The sequence below is a fragment of the Clostridium sp. chh4-2 genome (assembly GCF_002899675.1).
GTDB lineage: Bacteria > Bacillota > Clostridia > Lachnospirales > Lachnospiraceae > CHH4-2.
The window spans coordinates 28,919-45,883 of sequence record NZ_PKUU01000036.1; the positions used below are offsets into that span (position 1 = coordinate 28,919).

Genomic DNA, 16,965 nt, shown 5'->3' on the forward strand with positions numbered 1-16,965 from the left:
AGCAGGAAATGCCGCAGTCCTCTTTTATTTGGTTCTCTGCCCGGTTAAAGGCAGGCAAATATGTATTTACACATTCTCATTCTGATAAATAAAGCAATCGGTCACATGGTCATTTACCATACCTATCGCCTGCATAAAAGCATAGATGATTGTGGAACCTACAAATTTAAATCCCAACTTTTTTAAATCCTTGCTGATCCGATCTGAAACCGGTGTTGAGGCCGGGATATCCTCCATCTTCTCCCAGTGGTTTTTTATCGGGGTATCATCCACATATGACCATATAAATTTGTCAAAGCTTCCGTATCTTTCCTGAATCTCCAAAAATGCTTTGGCATTCGTCACGGCGGCGTTCACTTTTAGGCGGTTTCTGATAATTCCTTCGTTTGCCAGCAGCTCCTGTATCTTTTCCTCACCGTAAAGAGCCACTTTAGCCGGATCAAAACCATCAAAGGCTTTCCGGAACGCCTCCCTTTTTTTTAGCACGGTGATCCAGCTCAGTCCTGCCTGCATCCCCTCTAATATCAGCATTTCAAACAGCTTGTTGTCATCATGTTCAGGCCGCCCCCACTCATTATCATGATAATCGATGTATATGGGGAGATCCCCCGCCCAGGAACATCTTTTTTTCTCACACATAAAGTCTGTCCTTTCAAGCCACTTCCCTTTCGGGCATCCGGGCCCGAGGCTATGATTGATACCTGTATTCTACCATAACCCGCCGCTCCTGTCCATCCTGCTGCCGTCTCTCAAAATAGCTTTTCCCCGTCCACAATCAGATAATTTTGATTCCGGCTCTCGCCTTCCTGATTCCACTCGTCGTACAATAAATTAACCTTCTGTTCCTTGGCCCAGGTTCTCATGAGCATCATGTGAGGGAGGAATTCAGCTCTTTGGCGGCAGACTTTTTCTGCATCCCAAACCTGCTCCAGCTCAGCTTTTAATTTCCCCTTAATCCGGCCGTATTTTTCATCCTCCGCAAGATCACAATTTTCGTCAGGATCTTCATCCAGATCGTAGAGACATTCCTTTTCATACCCATAATAGGATATGTATTTATACCTTCCTTTCCGTATCATCGCCGCAGGGTCTTCTCCCTTGATGTCACAGATTTCGCTGATGACCGGGCGGTTCTCGGGCAGGTCTTCTCCATTCAGCAGATAGGGCATAAGGCTGGTTCCTTCCGCTCCCGGAAGTTTTGGAGCGTCCGCCGCGTCGATGAACGTCTGTGACAGGTCCAGAAGACTAGGCAGCCCGCCTAATTTACTGCCCGCCGGAATATGATCCTTCCAGCAGAAAATCATCGGAACCCTCAAAGATTCCTCTCTCATATTGGACTTCCAGAATAAGCCGTGACAGCCGATTCCGTCGCCATGGTCCGAAGTATAGAGAAGGATCGTATTTTCCAGCCCTACGGTTCTCTTCACCACGTCCACAATTCTTCCTAACAAAAAATCCTCATATTCAACCATACCGTAATAAGCGGCCCTGACCCGCTTTATCTCTTCCGGCGTCTCCATTCCAAGGCCCCGGTTATTAAGAAACTGTTTTTCAAACGGATGCATGGAGTTCCAATCCTCTTCGCTCAGCCCCGCCGGTTCCGGCAGAATGCTGTAATAGTAGTCAAACAGCTCCTGAGGGGCCACATAAGGCGAATGGGGGCCGTAGAGACCTACTGTTAAGAACAGAGGCCGTTCCTCTTCTCTTGTCTCCAGAAAGTCCACAGCAGCGTCCGTTACATCCTTATCATAAGCCATTACGGCGCTTTCGCCCTTTCCGGAACGCTCAATCCCGGTTCTCCCGGGCATAGAACATTTTGCAAAATACCCGTACCGCCGTTCTGCCAAGGACACCCCCAGCACAGCAGTCGTAATATCTCCCACCAGCCTTTTTTCAAAACCGTGGCGCTGGTCCGGACCTACAAAATGCATTCTTCCGCAGAGCACAGTCTCATACCCCGCCGCCCCCAGGCAGTGCACGAATGTAGCCCTGTCGCTCGGAAGGCTTTGAGCATTATTAAAGATTCCAACTGTATGAGGCATGAGCCCCGACAGCATAGAGCTTCTGCTTGGAACGCAGAGCGGCGAGTTGCAGTATGCGTGTTCCATCAGAGCACCCTCTTTCGCAAGCTCATCCATGTTTGGCGTCCTCACCCATGGATCGCCGCCGCAATGCACCACCTTGCCGTTATGCTCATCTGTCAAAATCATAATTATATTCGGCTGTTTCATGAACTACCCCTCTCTCCGTCAATTGATTTCTTTTTTGATCTTCTTCGCCTTTCCCCCATCCCTGGCATTGCTGTAGATCAGATAAAGCACAACCGCCAAGATCCCTATGCAAAGAGGCCGCTTTATAATATAGAGCACCATCGGGTTATTATGGGCATTGGCCAGCGACAGAGTTTTTACAAAATTCTTCTCGATAATGCCGCCGAGAATCAAGCCTAAGAGAAGGGGTGCGCTGGGTATATCCAGCTTAGTGAACACAAAACCGATCACTGCAAATATACAGGCAAAAAATACATCTGCCATGGAATTTCTGGAACTGTAAGCCCCTAACAGACAGCACATGATGACAGCCGGGATAATGTATTTCATCTTCACTTTCAGTATCTGTGAAAACAGAGGAATACCAAATATTCCGATTACTCCCATGAATACAACCGTCAAAAGCATTCCGAACAAAAATCCATATGCCACCTCAGGTGTCTCCGTAAACAGCTGGTTTCCCGGAATCAATCCATGAATGGTCAGCGCCCCCAGCATGATGGCTGAATTGGTGGAGCCCGGAATCCCCAGTCCCAGCATAGGAACCATGGAACCGCCTACAGCAGCATTGTTGGCGCTTTCCACTGCCACAATTCCGTCCGGCGCACCCTTCCCAAACTGTTCCGGTTCCTTAGAGATTCGTTTCGCCTCACTGTAAGCTAAAAATGAAGCGATCGCCCCGCCGGTTCCCGGTAAAATACCGATAAAGGTTCCCATCAATGAGGATTTCAATAGAGTTGACCGAAAAGTGGTCATCATCCCTTTTATGGCCGTGACTGCTCTTATATTGTTTTCTATTTGATAATTAATCTTCTGCTCTTCACTGTTTTTCAGCACATATGCCTGATGGATCATTTCAGAGATGGCAAACAGTCCGATAATTGCAGGAATCGTATCAATTCCTGATAAAAGCAGCTTGCTGCCGAATGTAAATCTGGTAAATCCCGTGGACGCCTGCATCCCGATCATGCTGAGAAACAGTCCTAAAAATGCGGACATAATCCCCCTCAGCACCTTTCCGCTGGACATACTTCCTACAATGGCCAAACCGCAGAGCGACACGAGAAACATCTCAGGCGGGCCAAAACGCAGCGACAGCTTTGCCAGCAGCGGCGTGCATAAAATCAACGCAACGACGCCTACAAAACCTCCCACACAGCTGGCCAGCACGGCATAATACAACGCCTCTTTTCCCTTCCCCTTCTTAGCCATGCAGCTGCCTTCGATGGCAGTGCAGGCTGCATTTACCGTACCCGGCACATTGAGAAGGATGGCTGAAATTGCCCCGCCGTACCCGGAGCCCATGTAGATTCCGCCTAAAAACAGCAGCCCTACCGCAGGGGGCATTGTATAGGTAAACGGCAGCATGACTGCGATTCCAATCCCGCCGTTTAATCCTGGTATAGCGCCTAACACCACCCCGAACAGGGTTCCAAAAAAACCGGACAGCAGCATAACCGGCTGAAAAGTATTCAAAAATATACTAAATATCTGGCTCAATTGCTCCCTCTCCCTCCATTATCCGGATCAGTTATTGGTTTCCGGCCTGTGACTGGCGGAATGCAAAGTTTTCATCGATAAATGCCTTCAGCGCATCTCCTGTCAGATATGTAGGCATATCATACTGGCTGTTGATCTGCTGAATCAGCTCGCCATCCGGAACATAGATCCCGTCCAGTTGGGCTACAATCGCATCCACCAGCTCCTGAGGCATACCGGCAGGCCCCAGAAGCAGACGGTTCATCGGGCTGACCGCATCCTTCACCCCCAGATCCGTAATACAGGGAACTCCGTCCAGAATGTCATATTTTTGAGAAGTCATCGTAACAACAGGAGCACATTTGTTTTCAAATGCCTGGCTGCAGAATGATGTAGCTACCATACATGCGTCCACATGGCCGCCCAACAGATCGGCAAATGCTTCTGATCCGCTGCTGTATACAATTCCGTTAAATTCAACCCCCAGCTGTTCATCGATGATATCCAGCACCTGCTGCCCCGTATTATTGGCGATAGCGATGGTACATCCTCCCGGGTTCGCCTTAGCCGCCGCAACCAGATCTTCAAACGAGGCATATTTTGCATCCTGAGTATAAATTGCATCCGCCGGTTCCAGCAGAGAAGCTATGTAAGTAAAGCTGTCCTTGTCATATTCCACACCTTCAATTCCGTTTACAATATGTCCAAAGATATCTCTAACAGAAACGATCTCCAGATTATATCCGTCCGGTTCCTGCTTCAGAAGTTCATTGGTAGCCACAATTCCATTGCCTTCCGGTTTATTGGTGATTACAAATGATTTCCCCGTTTCTTTTTCCAACGCGCTGCAGACCAGCCGCGCCGCCTTATCCACACCGCCTCCTGCTTTATACGGAACGGTAATCTGTACTGTCTTTTCCGGCCATTCCGTTCCGGAAGCCTCCGTCGTCTGTACGGGCTTTTCCTCCGCTTTGCTTTCCAAAGCCTTGGTGGTCTGTTCTGCCGCCGTACTTTGGGATGATGAACCTCCGCCTGAACACCCACTCAAAAGGCTGCAAATAACTGCAGATGACAACAATAACGCAATCGTTTTTTTCATGTAAATTCCCTCCACTTTCATTGCCTGCCTCTCAGAACAAAAGTCCTTTCGGCATATTCACCCTCAACAGTACCGTAAATGCCACGTATAACACCGCCGTCAGCCCCAGATTATAGCAGGCCAGCTTTCCCAGGTTTTTCATGGTCCGTTCCTTTTCCAGCAAAATCCCGATTGCCATGCACACAAGAAACAATGTGCTGTAAATCCCCAGAAATTCCATTCCAGGCCTTACTGCCAGCAAAAGCGCCAATATGATAAGCTCCAGCACCGTAACTCCAGTCCCTTTTTTATTCTTCGCTTCGGACTGCAGCACCGCTTTTCCTGCCATAATAATACCGATCATCATCAGTGCCGTAAAAACAAATCTGGGATAAATCTGATAAATCTCCGGATTCTTGTCCTTTTCCATCAACAAAAATCCGCCGAAAACCACTGCGAAAATGCCGATAAAGAATTCCTTTTCTCCAAAGACTTTTTTGTTAAACTGCAGCTTCACCCGGCTTCCTCCTTTCTCATGCAGACTCATTCACATTGTTGAATTTCTCCTCCTTAATACCTCCTTCCCAACAGAGCTTCTATCGCTAAAAGCCCATTTCCGATCACCGGCTTTCCGTAATTGCTTCTGCATCGGAACAGCGTATGGTTTTCTTTTAGAAACGGAACCTTATTCTGTACGTTTTCCTGTATGATTTCCCGGTAAAGGCGGTGGTTTTCTATCATAATTCCTCCATACACAAAGATCGAGGGATTCATGATGTTGATATAATTGGCAATTCCCACGGACAGCATGGTTGCCGCCTGGGTAACCACTTCTTTCGCCAGGAAATCATCTTCATCAGCCGCGCTTAAAATATCCTGAACGGTAATGCTTTCAATATCCATATTCTCAAGGCAGCTGGATCTTCCCATCTTCAAAAGGGTAACGAAACGCTTTACAATTGCCTTTGCCGAAGAGTATGCGTTGATACATCCGTAATTGCCGCATTCGCATTTCTCTCCCCCTGCCACAATCACCATATGGCTGAACGCATCGTCCTGATTATAGATGGGCCGGATGATGGTTCCGTTCTGAATGCTGCCGATTCTGATCCCTCCGCCTCCGCAGAGCAGAAAGCAGAGGTTGGAACAGTGCCTGCCCTGTCCCAGCAGATATTCTCCCATACAGGCTCCATTGGCCGACGTTTCCACGATCACATCCGTTCCAAAGACTTGAGAAACCTTCTGTTTCAGCGGAAAGTTCTCCCATTCCTTATTGGGCAGCATAGACGGAAGCACATTGAGCACCGCCCCTTCCGTCTTCTGAACGGAACAAAATGTGCTCATGCCCGCCATCTTCACTTCCTCCGGCCTGATATTGTTCTCCGTCAGGATACTGCGGTACAGCTCTTCGATAATGAGTATTCCCTCCTGCGGAGTATAGTCACCGCTCAGCGTTTTAGACTTTACATCCACCAGCCGCCCGGAATAGTGCAGAACCGCCACATCAATGTGATATAGACCGATCATGAGACCGACGCTGAAAATCCGTTTTTCTTCATTCAGAGAATAAAGAAGGGGTCTTCGTCCTCCGGTGGAATCCCCCTCCCCGCAAACGACCACAAATCCGTAATCCTTCAGGCTCTCCAGGAAGCGGTTGGTTGTAGGGCTTTTAAATCCTGTCTTTTCACTGATCTCATCTCTGGATATTATTTCGCTTTCAAAAATGGTACGGAGCACTGTCATCTGTTCCAGTGACAATTCCTCTAATGAATACTCAGCCATAATTTCTCCTATCTATCCAATTCAATATTTTCAAAAACATTGGGTTATACGATTGTTTATCATATTGTATATTATAACACTTTATTTATATTTGTAAATAAGTTTTATGTTTTAATCTTTCAAAAAGCCTTTTATAGTCACTTTTTAAGTTTTCATTTACATACTTTAATATTATTTTAAATAAAGATGTGTATTCTTACCTATATTGCTATCCCACGAATTCTTTTCTTCGGCAATTTTATACCTGCTTTTTCCTCCGCTTTTCCCTTATCCAATCACCCGTCCGCACAAAAATACAGCCAGGATCTATGAATTAAAATCCATAAATCCTGGCTGCGTTCTCGTAAAACACCTGCTCCTGATACCGCTCAGGCACAAGATAAGTGATAAACTCGATATAATCCTTCAGATTTACCAACGGCCAATCCGTTCCAAACATGATTCTGTCATAGCTTAAATACTCCAGCCATGTCTGCAAAGCGGCAATATATCCTTTTTTCTCTTTCACAAATTCGGGAATCAGAACTCTGCCCTCCAAAAGCCCGGACAAATCAGCCGCCACATTGTGATTTTTACTGAGCACCGCGGCCGCGTCGTTCAGCCACGGATTTCCAAAATGACACATTACGAACTGCACATCGGGATGTTTTACCGCCGCTTCATCCAGAGTCAGCGGATGGCTGTATCTTAACAATGCATTAGGCCCCGCGGTTTCGCCCGTATGAATGGCAACCGGCTTATGGTAGCGGGCTGCCAGTTCATATACCGGCTCATACATAGGATCGGTGACATAGATCGGATTATAGCCCGGATATAGCTTCACTCCTGCGCACTGATCCTGCTGCAGGTGGTATTCCACCTGGCCGATGGCATCTGCGATCTTGTGTACTTCCATGTAATGACTGTCCAGCCCGATACAGTAGCGCAGATACTCAGGATACTGGTGGCGCTCGGGCTCCAGACTCCTGTTTCCCATCACCACGCCGCCCACGATCCCCAGCTCTTTATATTGGGACCACAGATGGCCGGCATTGTTTTTATGGCCTGCGGCCAGAGCTATTCCGTCAAAATACTGGTCGTTGAGACAAAAATGAAGATGCGCATCAATTATTTTCATGATCTTTATGCCTTTCTAATAAGCCTTTCCCGCCAAAATCTCCTGATAGTCCTGATAGTTTTTAGCCAGAAGATCCGGAGTGTTGAGCCCATAAGGACATTTGCTCATGCACTGATTACAGTGGAGACACTCCTCAATCTTTTTCATCTTTTGCTGAGCCGCTTCCGTCAGCTGCTTTTCCGACGGCGAACGTCTGATTAACAGAGACATTCTGGCACACGTATTAATCTCAATTCCCACCGGACAGGGCATACAATATCCGCAGCCGCGGCAGAATTCTCCAAGAAGTTCTTCTCTGTCATGTTCAATCAGCTGTTTGATTTCCTCCGTCATGGACGGCGGGTTATCCACATAGGATAAAAATTCATCCAATTCTCTTTCTCTCTGAACGCCCCAGATGGGAAGCACGTTGTCAAATTGGGCCAGATAGGCATAAGCCGCCGCCGAATTGGTAATCAGGCCGCCGGACAGAGCTTTCATCGCGATAAAGCCCATGTTGGCCTTTTTGCAGCTTTCCACCAGCGCCACATCTTTCTCCGTTGCCAGATAACAAAACGGAAACTGCAGTGTCTCATAAAGTCCGGACTCGATTGCCTCGTTAGCCACATTCAGCCTGTGGTTGGTAATGCCTATATGACGAACCTTTCCCTGAGCTTTTGCCTCCAACATGGCTTCATAAAGCCCGGTGCCGTCCCCCGGCTTCGGACAAAACGTCGGATTGTGGAACTGGAACAAATCAATATAATCCGTTTTTAAAAGCCTCAGCGATTCTTCAAGATCTTTCCAAAAACCTTCCACTGTCTTGGACGGAGTTTTTGTGGCGATAAACACCTGTTCCCGAATCCCCTCCAGGGCTTCTCCCAGCTTTTCTTCACTGTCCGTGTAACTTCTGGCCGTATCGAAAAAACGGATTCCATGTTCAAATGCTTTCCTTATCAGTTTTACCGCCTCTGATTTTGGAATTCGCTGAATCGGCAGGGCGCCGAACCCATTTTTATCCACGGTGATTCCAGTTGAGCCTAATGTTACCTTCATCCTATCTCCCCCTTTTTTTAACGGGCCATCTCGCTTTGAGGTCCTTTCTGATTGTGAGCTTTGATTATTGTTTCAATTTCTTCCAGATCAGAAGACGGAAGGTCTCCCGGTATGGTATTCTTCACAGCACTGGTAGCGTTGCCGTACTGGATTGCTTTTGAGCAGTCAAAATTGTTGGTAAGAAGGCCGTATAATGCGCCTGAGATATAGGCGTCTCCGCTTCCGATTCTGTCCACCACTTCGATATCGCGGTATGGCTCTTCCTCATAATACATGTCTTTCTTGGCATCATACATGACGGAACCAAAGGTGTGGCGTTTTGGACTGTGAACAATTCTCTGGGTGGATGCGATGATAGAGATCGGATATTCCTCCGCAAAACTCTTCATCATCTCCTTGGCCGTTCCCGTCTTTTTAAAGGTCAGCCTGGCCGTATCTTCCGAACAGAAGAAGATATCCACATACGGCAGAATCTTTTCAATGCATTCCCTCGCCTCTTCTCCGGTCCAGAGGTTTGCACGGAAATTCACATCAAACGACACTAATGTTCCCGCTTCCTTAAACCGCTTAATCATCTCCAGCGTGGTTTCTCTGGATTTCTGGCTGAGGGCCAGCGTGATTCCCGTTGTATGGAAGCATCTGGTTGCAGTATATACGTCTTCTGGAATCTCGTCAATATTTAATGAATAAAATGAGCTGTTGGCCCGGTCATAAATCACCTTGGGCTTTCTTGGATAAGCCCCGTTTTCATAGTAATAGATTCCCACTCTCGCAGATGGCGAATTGTCATACATGAAGTAATCATCGCTCACCCCATAAGAACGGATCTTGCTCTTCATAAAGCTTCCCATATCATGAGCCGGGATCTTGGAAATAATTCCGGTATGAAGTCCTAATAAAGCCACGCCTACGGCCACATTAAGTTCCGCGCCGCCCACCTGCTTTACAAATGTATCCCCTCTTGAAAGCCGTTCATTGTTAGGCGGAGATAACCGCAGCAACAGCTGTCCCAATGTCAATAAATCGAAATTTCTCTCACTTTCCATCTCTGTTTACCTCGCTCTTTTAAGAAAGGGACAGTTCTTATGCTCCTATGAGCAAGAGAGCTGTCCCTTTAATCATCTGCTTACAGTCTTGTACCGTTAATTATCTCTGTACACGGCCTGATCCGTCGCCGCCAGCCAGGCTGTCCACGTCTGCACGTGTTACCAGGTTGAAGTCTCCAGGAATGGTGTGTTTCAGAGCAGAAGCTGCTACTGCAAATTCCAGAGCTGCCTTCATATCTTTTCCATCAGCTAAACCGCAGATTAAACCAGCTGCGAAAGAATCTCCGCCGCCTACACGGTCTACGATCGGTGTGATGGAATATTTTCTGGAATGATAGAACTCACGTGTCTTACCATCCATAATACATGCTGACCAGCCGTTGTTGGAAGCTGAGAAGCTTTCACGTAAAGAGCTGATGATGTATTTGAAGCCGAACTTGTCAGCCATCTGGTTGAAGATATCTACATAACCTGCTAATTCCAGTTCTCCGGAAGTAACATCTGTGTTGCCAGGTTTGAAGCCGAGTACCTTTTCAGCATCCTCTTCATTACCGATGCAGACATCAACATACTGCATTAAGTTTGTCATAACCTTCTGAGCTTTTTCAGAAGACCATAATTTCTTACGGAAGTTTAAGTCTACGGATACGGTTACACCGTGAGCCTTAGCTGCCTTTAAAGCGATCTCTGTCAGTTCTGCTGCTGCATCGCTGACTGCAGGTGTAATACCTGTAAAATGGAACCAGTCACAGTCAGAGAAGATTGCGTCAAAATCAAATTCAGCTGCTGTTGCTGTGGAGATAGAAGAATGAGCTCTGTCATAAACAACATTGGAAGCTCTCATTGCGGAACCAGTCTCTAAGTAGTAGATACCAAGTCTCTCACCGCTTCTGGAGATGTATTTTGTTCCTACATTGTATTTTCTTAAAGCTGCAACTGCGCACTCACCGATCGGGTTAGCCGGAACTGCTGTTACGAACTGTGTATCATGTCCGTAATTTGCTAAAGAAACTGCTACGTTAGCTTCTCCGCCGCCGTAGTTAATATCAAATTCGTCTGCCTGAATAAATTTTTCATTATTTGGGGTGGATAATCTTAACATGATTTCGCCCATGGTTACGATCTTAGCCATTTTTAAATCTCCTTATTTATATAATATAATATTGTTATCGGATCTGATTATGCGCGGGCCGCTGCTACTGCTGCAACGAATTCCTGAGCTTTTGCTGTAACTGCGTCGAAGTCGCCTGTCTTAGCGCCCTTTGTAAGGCTGCTTCCTGTACCTACTGCACAAGCGCCTGCTTTCAGCCATTTGTCCACGTTGTCTACGTCAACGCCGCCTGAAGGCATGAATTCGCCCTGAGGAAGAGGTCCTTTGAAGGAGCTGATGGCTGCCGGTCCTACGATGTTGCCTGGGAACACTTTAATTACGTCGCATCCTGCTTCTAATGCGGTAATCGCTTCGGTTGGTGTCATAACGCCCGGAAGCATAGGAACTCTGTAACGGTTGCAAAGTTTGATGGTTTCTACGTTTAAGCCTGGGCTTACAACATAGTTAGCGCCTGCAAGGATGACTGCTCTTGCAGTTTCAGGGTCCAGTACAGTACCTGCGCCGATTACCACGTCCGGATTGGATCTATATTTGTTAGACATAAGCTGAATGAATTCAACCGGGTTTCCTTCATCCATAGTCATAGTAATTTCGATGAAATTGATGCCGCCTTTGATGATAGCGTCAACTACTTTTTCGCCCTGCTCTAAATTCTTTGCACGAACAACGGCAACCAAACACTGTTCTTTCATTTTTGAAATAACTTGTTCTTTTTTCATGATTAATCCTCTCTCTTTCTTATTCGTATATACGAAGTACTTTCATAATTACGATTTTATATATAAATATTAATAGTTACCAACCCATTTGTCAACAGCAAATCCCTATATTTTTCCAAGAAATCCTAATAATTTTGAAACTTCATCCGCTTTTGCTTTGGCGAGCAGTCCTAAAGCCTCATAATCCTCCGTAGGCTTGTACAAACTGGAAATGCTGATGGCTCCCAGCACGTTGCCGTCCGGTCCAAATACGGGCGCACCCACACATTCCATGTGGTCCTCCACCTCTCTGGCATCCAGCGCATATCCCTGCTGGCGCACCTTTTCAAGTTCCTGTAAAAGAGCTTCTGCCGAAAGAATGGTGTTCTCCGTCTTCTTCTGGAACTTCACCTGGCCTAGAATCTCATCTCTCGTCTCATCTTCCGTAAACGCCAGAATGGCCTTTCCCAACGAAGTGCAGTAAATGGGATTTTTCGATCCCACGGTGGAAGTCGTGATAATCGGGTTCTCCGGTTCAGCTTTGCAAATATATACAATCTCATGGCCTGAACGCGTACCGAAAAAGACGGTTTTTCCCACTTCCTTTGCAAAGGAGCGCAGCTGCGGTTCTATGGTTCCGATAAAATCCAGATTGTTGGTGTAATTGATGCCGATCCGGTATGCGGTAAGGCCGATGGTATATCTCTGTTTCTGGCCGCGCAGAACGTTCACCATCCCCATCTCGCCCAACGTTGTCACAATATCGTAGGCGCTGGTTTTGGGAAGTTTCATTCTCTCACAGATCTCATCCAATGTAATTCCTTCCGGATTCTTGGAAACCATCTTTAAGATCTCCACGGTTCTCTGTGTTGTCCTGTTCAGTTTCATGTTCAAGTCCCCTTTTCATAAGTCTCTTCTTTCAGTATACTCATGTTTCCTGAACCATGCAACCGGATTATAATGTCACTCCCTGTTTAAAGATGGCCATATCATGAAATCCGGCTTCTTCTGCCTTCACTTTTTTGCCGGAAGCAACTTCCAGTACATAATCAAATAACTTCTGAGCCATCTCTTCAATATTAGAATCTTCCACAACCGGTCCGGCATTGAAATCGATCCAGTTGTTTTTATGGCCTGCCAGGGTGGAATTGCTGGAAATCTTCACCGTAGGCACCGGAGAAGCAAACGGAGTGCCGCGCCCGGTGGTAAACAATACGATATGGGCGCCGGAAACCGCCAATGCGGTGGAAGCCACTAAGTCATTGCCCGGCGCGCTCAGCAGATTAAGCCCTTTTACCTTTATCGGTTGTGCATAGGCCAGTACGCCTTTAACAGGAGCGCTTCCTGATTTCTGGGTACATCCAAGGGATTTATCCTCCAATGTGGAGATGCCGCCCTTTTTGTTGCCTGGTGACGGGTTCTCATAGATAGTTTGGTTGTGACTCGTAAAATAATTCTTAAAATCGTTAATTAGTGAAACTGTTTTTTCAAAAAGCTCGGGAGTTTCGCAGCGGTTCATCAGAATCGTCTCCGCTCCAAACATCTCAGGTACCTCGGTAAGAATCGTTGTTCCCCCTTTGGAGATCAGAAGATCGGAAAATGCTCCTACCGTTGGATTGGCCGTAATTCCGGATAAACCGTCGGAGCCTCCGCATTTCATGCCGATGATCAATTCCGCTGCATCAATCGCTTCCCTGGAAAATGCTCCTGCATAAACTGCCAGCTCTTCTAAAAGTGCCATCGCCGCTTCCATCTCGTCGTCCACATCCTGACACTGGAGGAATTTCACCCGCTGTTCGTCGTATTCTCCGATATACTCCTTTAAAATGGGAATATTGCTGTTTTCACAGCCAAGTCCCAGCACCAGCACGCCCGCCGCATTGGGGTGATTGATCATATCGGCCAAAACCTTTCTCGTATTCTCCTGATCATCCCCCATTTGGGAACATCCATACGGATGAGGGAAGGAAATCACATCCTCCACAGTTCCTTTTACAAATTTTTTGGCCTCTTTCTCCAACGCCTGAGCGATGGAGTTCACGCATCCCACCGTAGGGACGATCCAGATTTCATTCCTCACCCCAACTTTTCCGTCAGCCCTTCTGAATCCATCAAAATACGCATGCTCCGTTTCCTTCAGCGCCGAAGGCTTTGGTTCATAAGTGTAATCCAGAACATCTCCCAGCGCAGTCTTTAAATTATGAACGTGAATCCACTGACCGCTCTCTATGTCCTCTTTGGCATAGCCGATACGAAAGCCGTATTTTACCACTTCCTCTCCCGCCTTCACCGGTCTGACCGCAAACTTATGTCCCTGCAAAATCTCTTCAATTGTGGTGACTAAGATGCCGTTAACGTCCAGCGTTTCACCCTTTGCGATGGGTCTTAATGCAACCGCCACGTTGTCGTCTTCGTGTATCCTGATAATATCCTGCATCCTTTTTTCCCGCCTTCTATTCATAAATATTTAAAAAATAATGTAAGCCCTTACAAATATTCTACAAAATCCGGGAATAGAAGTCAATAAAAAAATGCAAAGCTCTTGCATTTTTAATGGTAAATATGTATAATAATTTTATGTTGTAAGTACTTACAGAATGTAGAGGTGATGATTTGAATATTTACGACGTATCAGAAAAAGCCCAAGTATCCATCGCTACAGTATCAAGAGTTTTAAACGGCAATCCCAATGTCAGTGAAAAGACGCGCAAGCGGGTTCTGGCCGTTATGGATGAGCTCGGCTACACCCCCAATGTATTCGCACGCGGCCTCGGACTCGGAACCATGAAGACGATCGGTATTATGTGCGCCGATTCTTCCGATCCCTACCTGGCCAACGCCATTTACTATCTGGAACGGGAATTGAGAAACAACGGCTACGATTCCATTCTCTGCTGTACCGGCAATCTTCTGGAAACTAAAAAAAAGTATTTTGACCTGCTTCGTTCCAAACGGGTGGACGCGATCATTCTCGCCGGCTCCCAATTCATAGAAGCAAAAGCAAAAGACAATTCCTACATTCTGGATGCTGCCAAAGAACTTCCGGTTATGCTGGTAAACGGTTTTCTGGAAGGCGAGAATATCTACTGTACGGTTTGTGATGACGTTACCGCCACCTATCAGGCCGCCGACCTTTTAATCCGGTCCGGCAAAAAGGATATTCTCTATCTTTATAACAGCCCTTCCTTCAGCGGACTCAATAAACTTCAGGGCTATAAAAATGCGCTGCGGGACAACCAGCTGGAGATCCGGGATTCCTATATCCATCTCTGCCCCAAGGATCTGGTTTCCGCCAAAAATCTGCTGATTGAGCTTCACGAATCCGGCCTGCATTTTGATGCCGTCCTCACCGCTGCAGACGAGCTGGCTGTGGGAGCTGTCAAATATGCCCATATAAAAGGTCTGAAAATTCCTGATGAACTCAGCATTGTGGGTTATAATAACTCCATCTATTCCTTATGCACCGACCCTGAGATCACAACCGTTGACAACAAGGTCGAAGCGCTTTGCACCACTACCATCAATACGCTGATGGGCGTTTTTAATGGCGGCAACGTACCAAGCAAGACAACCGTTGCGGCCGATTTAATAAAAAGAGATACAACCAATTTCTAATTCAAGGAGGATTTTAAACATGAAAGCATTTATGGACAACGATTTTTTATTATCCAACGATACAGCCAAAACCCTGTATCATGATTACGCAGCAAAGATGCCGGTTTTAGACTATCACTGCCACATCAACCCACAGGAAATTTACGAAGACAGAAAGTTTGACAACATCACCCAGGTATGGCTGGGCGGAGATCATTATAAATGGCGCCAGATGCGTTCCAACGGAGTTGACGAAAAATATATCACCGGAGATGCCAGCGACAGAGAGAAATTCCAGAAATGGGCGGAAACCATGCCAAAACTGATCGGCAACCCATTATATCACTGGAGCCACTTGGAATTACAGAAATATTTCGGCTATACCGGATTTTTAAATGGTGACACCGCAGAAGAAGTATGGAATCTCTGCAACGCAAAACTTCAGGAATCTTCCATGACTGTCCGCAATATCATCAAGCAGTCCAATGTTACTCTGATCTGTACAACCGATGATCCTGTTGATACCTTGGAATGGCATGATAAGATCGCAGCTGATTCCACATTCGACGTTCAGGTTCTTCCTGCATGGAGACCGGACAAGGCCATGAATATCGAAAAACCAACCTTCGTTCCTTACATCGCAAAATTATCAGAAGTGAGCGGCGTAGAGATCAAAGATCTGGATTCCATGAAAAAGGCCCTTCAGGTCCGCATGGATTACTTTGCAAAACGCGGCTGCCTTGTTTCCGACCACGCATTAGAGTATGTAATGTACGCTCCTGCTTCTGAAGAGGAATTAAATGAAATCTTCGTAAAAGGAATCTCCGGACAGGCGATTACCCGCGCAGAAGAATTAAAATACAAAACTGCTTTCATGCTGTTCGTAGCAAAAGAATACCACAAACGCGGCTGGGTAATGCAGCTTCATTACGGCTGCAAACGTGACAACAACGCCTTAATGTTTGAAAAACTGGGTGCCGACACAGGATTCGACTGCATCAACAACTACGCTCCTTCCTCAGAAATGGCTGATTTCTTAAATACACTCAGCGCATCCGACGAAGTGCCGAAGACCGTTTTATATTCCCTGAATCCAAACGACAACGCTTCCATCGGCTCCATCATCGGCTGCTTCCAGGACCCTACCATGGCCGGCAAGATCCAGCACGGCTCCGCATGGTGGTTCAACGATCATAAGATCGGCATGACAGAGCAGATCACCAGTCTCGCAAACTTAGGATGCCTTGGAAACTTCATCGGCATGCTGACAGACTCCAGAAGCTTCATCTCCTATACAAGACATGACTATTTCAGAAGAATCCTTTGCGATATCTTCGGTTCATGGGTTGAAAACGGAGAATATCCGGCTGACATGAAGTCCTTAAAGAGCCTGGTTGAAGATATCTCTTACAACAATGCAGTCCGCTACTTCGGCTTCAAACTGTAGGGGATTGAGAAGTCTTTTTTAGTTAACTAAGGTACGCCGGAAAGAAGGGGAAACCTGGGCGGGCGGCGGGAATAATAAGAGATAGGGGATTCGAGTTTCGACCCTAAGAGGTACTAAGGCCGCCAGAAACGGAAAAAGGCAGAGCGGCGCCCATTCGCAGTGAACTCCTGATGACTTCACTGCTCAAGGGGCATCGAGTAGGAGGCTACCCATTATTTGGGTAGCCGACCTCTCACACCACCGTACGAACGGGTCTCGTATACGGCGGTTCTTTAGTTTTCACATACTTTGGAATAATAATAAGAAAA

At 46.7% G+C, this 16,965-nt stretch carries 15 protein-coding genes; 2 read left to right on the top strand and 13 right to left on the bottom strand.

All coding sequences use genetic code 11. The annotated features are described in order from the left end of the window. Positions 1 to 66: 66 nt before the first annotated feature. From C0033_RS25235 to C0033_RS25295, 13 genes are all read right to left on the bottom strand, one after another. On the bottom strand, positions 67 to 639 hold the full coding sequence (locus C0033_RS25235; RefSeq protein WP_103230622.1) for a DNA-3-methyladenine glycosylase I: 573 nt from the start codon (positions 637 to 639) through the stop codon (positions 67 to 69). A gap of 110 nt (positions 640 to 749) precedes the next feature. After that, a complete protein-coding gene (locus C0033_RS25240) occupies positions 750 to 2,231 on the bottom strand; it encodes a sulfatase-like hydrolase/transferase (protein ID WP_103230623.1) in 1,482 nt (493 codons plus the stop codon). Between the two features lie 18 nt (positions 2,232 to 2,249). Then, positions 2,250 to 3,746 (bottom strand): tripartite tricarboxylate transporter permease, encoded by a 1,497-nt coding sequence (locus tag C0033_RS25245; protein ID WP_180994894.1) that lies wholly within the window; start codon positions 3,744 to 3,746, stop codon positions 2,250 to 2,252. 55 nt (positions 3,747 to 3,801) lie between these two features. After that, entirely contained in the window at positions 3,802 to 4,848 is a 1,047-nt protein-coding gene (locus C0033_RS25250; protein WP_180994895.1) for a tripartite tricarboxylate transporter substrate binding protein, read from the bottom strand. Between the two features lie 31 nt (positions 4,849 to 4,879). Further along, the gene (locus C0033_RS25255; protein WP_103230626.1) at positions 4,880 to 5,374 is read right to left on the bottom strand and encodes a tripartite tricarboxylate transporter TctB family protein; all 495 of its coding nucleotides are present in this window, start codon (positions 5,372 to 5,374) and stop codon (positions 4,880 to 4,882) included. A 23-nt stretch (positions 5,375 to 5,397) separates the two neighbouring features. Then, positions 5,398 to 6,609, bottom strand: a complete 1,212-nt coding sequence (locus C0033_RS25260; protein ID WP_103230627.1) for an ROK family transcriptional regulator — start codon at positions 6,607 to 6,609, stop codon at positions 5,398 to 5,400. A 313-nt stretch (positions 6,610 to 6,922) separates the two neighbouring features. After that, positions 6,923 to 7,726: an amidohydrolase family protein gene (locus C0033_RS25265; RefSeq protein ID WP_103230628.1), complete on the bottom strand. Its 804-nt coding sequence runs from the start codon at positions 7,724 to 7,726 to the stop codon at positions 6,923 to 6,925. A 15-nt stretch (positions 7,727 to 7,741) separates the two neighbouring features. Continuing rightward, a complete protein-coding gene (locus tag C0033_RS25270; protein WP_103230629.1) occupies positions 7,742 to 8,761 on the bottom strand; it encodes an aldo/keto reductase in 1,020 nt (339 codons plus the stop codon). 17 nt (positions 8,762 to 8,778) lie between these two features. Further along, positions 8,779 to 9,807, bottom strand: coding sequence for a sugar kinase (locus C0033_RS25275; protein WP_103230630.1), 1,029 nt, complete (start codon positions 9,805 to 9,807; stop codon positions 8,779 to 8,781). Positions 9,808 to 9,907: 100 nt separating this feature from the next. Next, positions 9,908 to 10,939, bottom strand: coding sequence for a sugar kinase (locus tag C0033_RS25280; protein ID WP_103230631.1), 1,032 nt, complete (start codon positions 10,937 to 10,939; stop codon positions 9,908 to 9,910). A gap of 47 nt (positions 10,940 to 10,986) precedes the next feature. Then, on the bottom strand, positions 10,987 to 11,637 hold the full coding sequence (locus C0033_RS25285; protein WP_103230632.1) for a bifunctional 2-keto-4-hydroxyglutarate aldolase/2-keto-3-deoxy-6-phosphogluconate aldolase: 651 nt from the start codon (positions 11,635 to 11,637) through the stop codon (positions 10,987 to 10,989). 105 nt (positions 11,638 to 11,742) lie between these two features. Further along, on the bottom strand, positions 11,743 to 12,504 hold the full coding sequence (locus tag C0033_RS25290) for an IclR family transcriptional regulator (protein ID WP_103230633.1): 762 nt from the start codon (positions 12,502 to 12,504) through the stop codon (positions 11,743 to 11,745). Between the two features lie 67 nt (positions 12,505 to 12,571). Continuing rightward, complete coding sequence (locus tag C0033_RS25295; RefSeq protein WP_103230634.1) at positions 12,572 to 14,053, bottom strand: altronate dehydratase family protein; 1,482 nt, start codon at positions 14,051 to 14,053, stop codon at positions 12,572 to 12,574. Positions 14,054 to 14,229: 176 nt separating this feature from the next. Between C0033_RS25295 and C0033_RS25300 the strand changes: the two genes are divergently transcribed. Both C0033_RS25300 and uxaC read left to right on the top strand, forming a co-directional pair. Continuing rightward, positions 14,230 to 15,231 (top strand): LacI family DNA-binding transcriptional regulator, encoded by a 1,002-nt coding sequence (locus C0033_RS25300; protein ID WP_103230635.1) that lies wholly within the window; start codon positions 14,230 to 14,232, stop codon positions 15,229 to 15,231. 19 nt (positions 15,232 to 15,250) lie between these two features. Further along, positions 15,251 to 16,657, top strand: a complete 1,407-nt coding sequence (gene uxaC / locus C0033_RS25305) for a glucuronate isomerase (protein ID WP_103230636.1) — start codon at positions 15,251 to 15,253, stop codon at positions 16,655 to 16,657. Positions 16,658 to 16,965 lie beyond the last annotated feature (308 nt).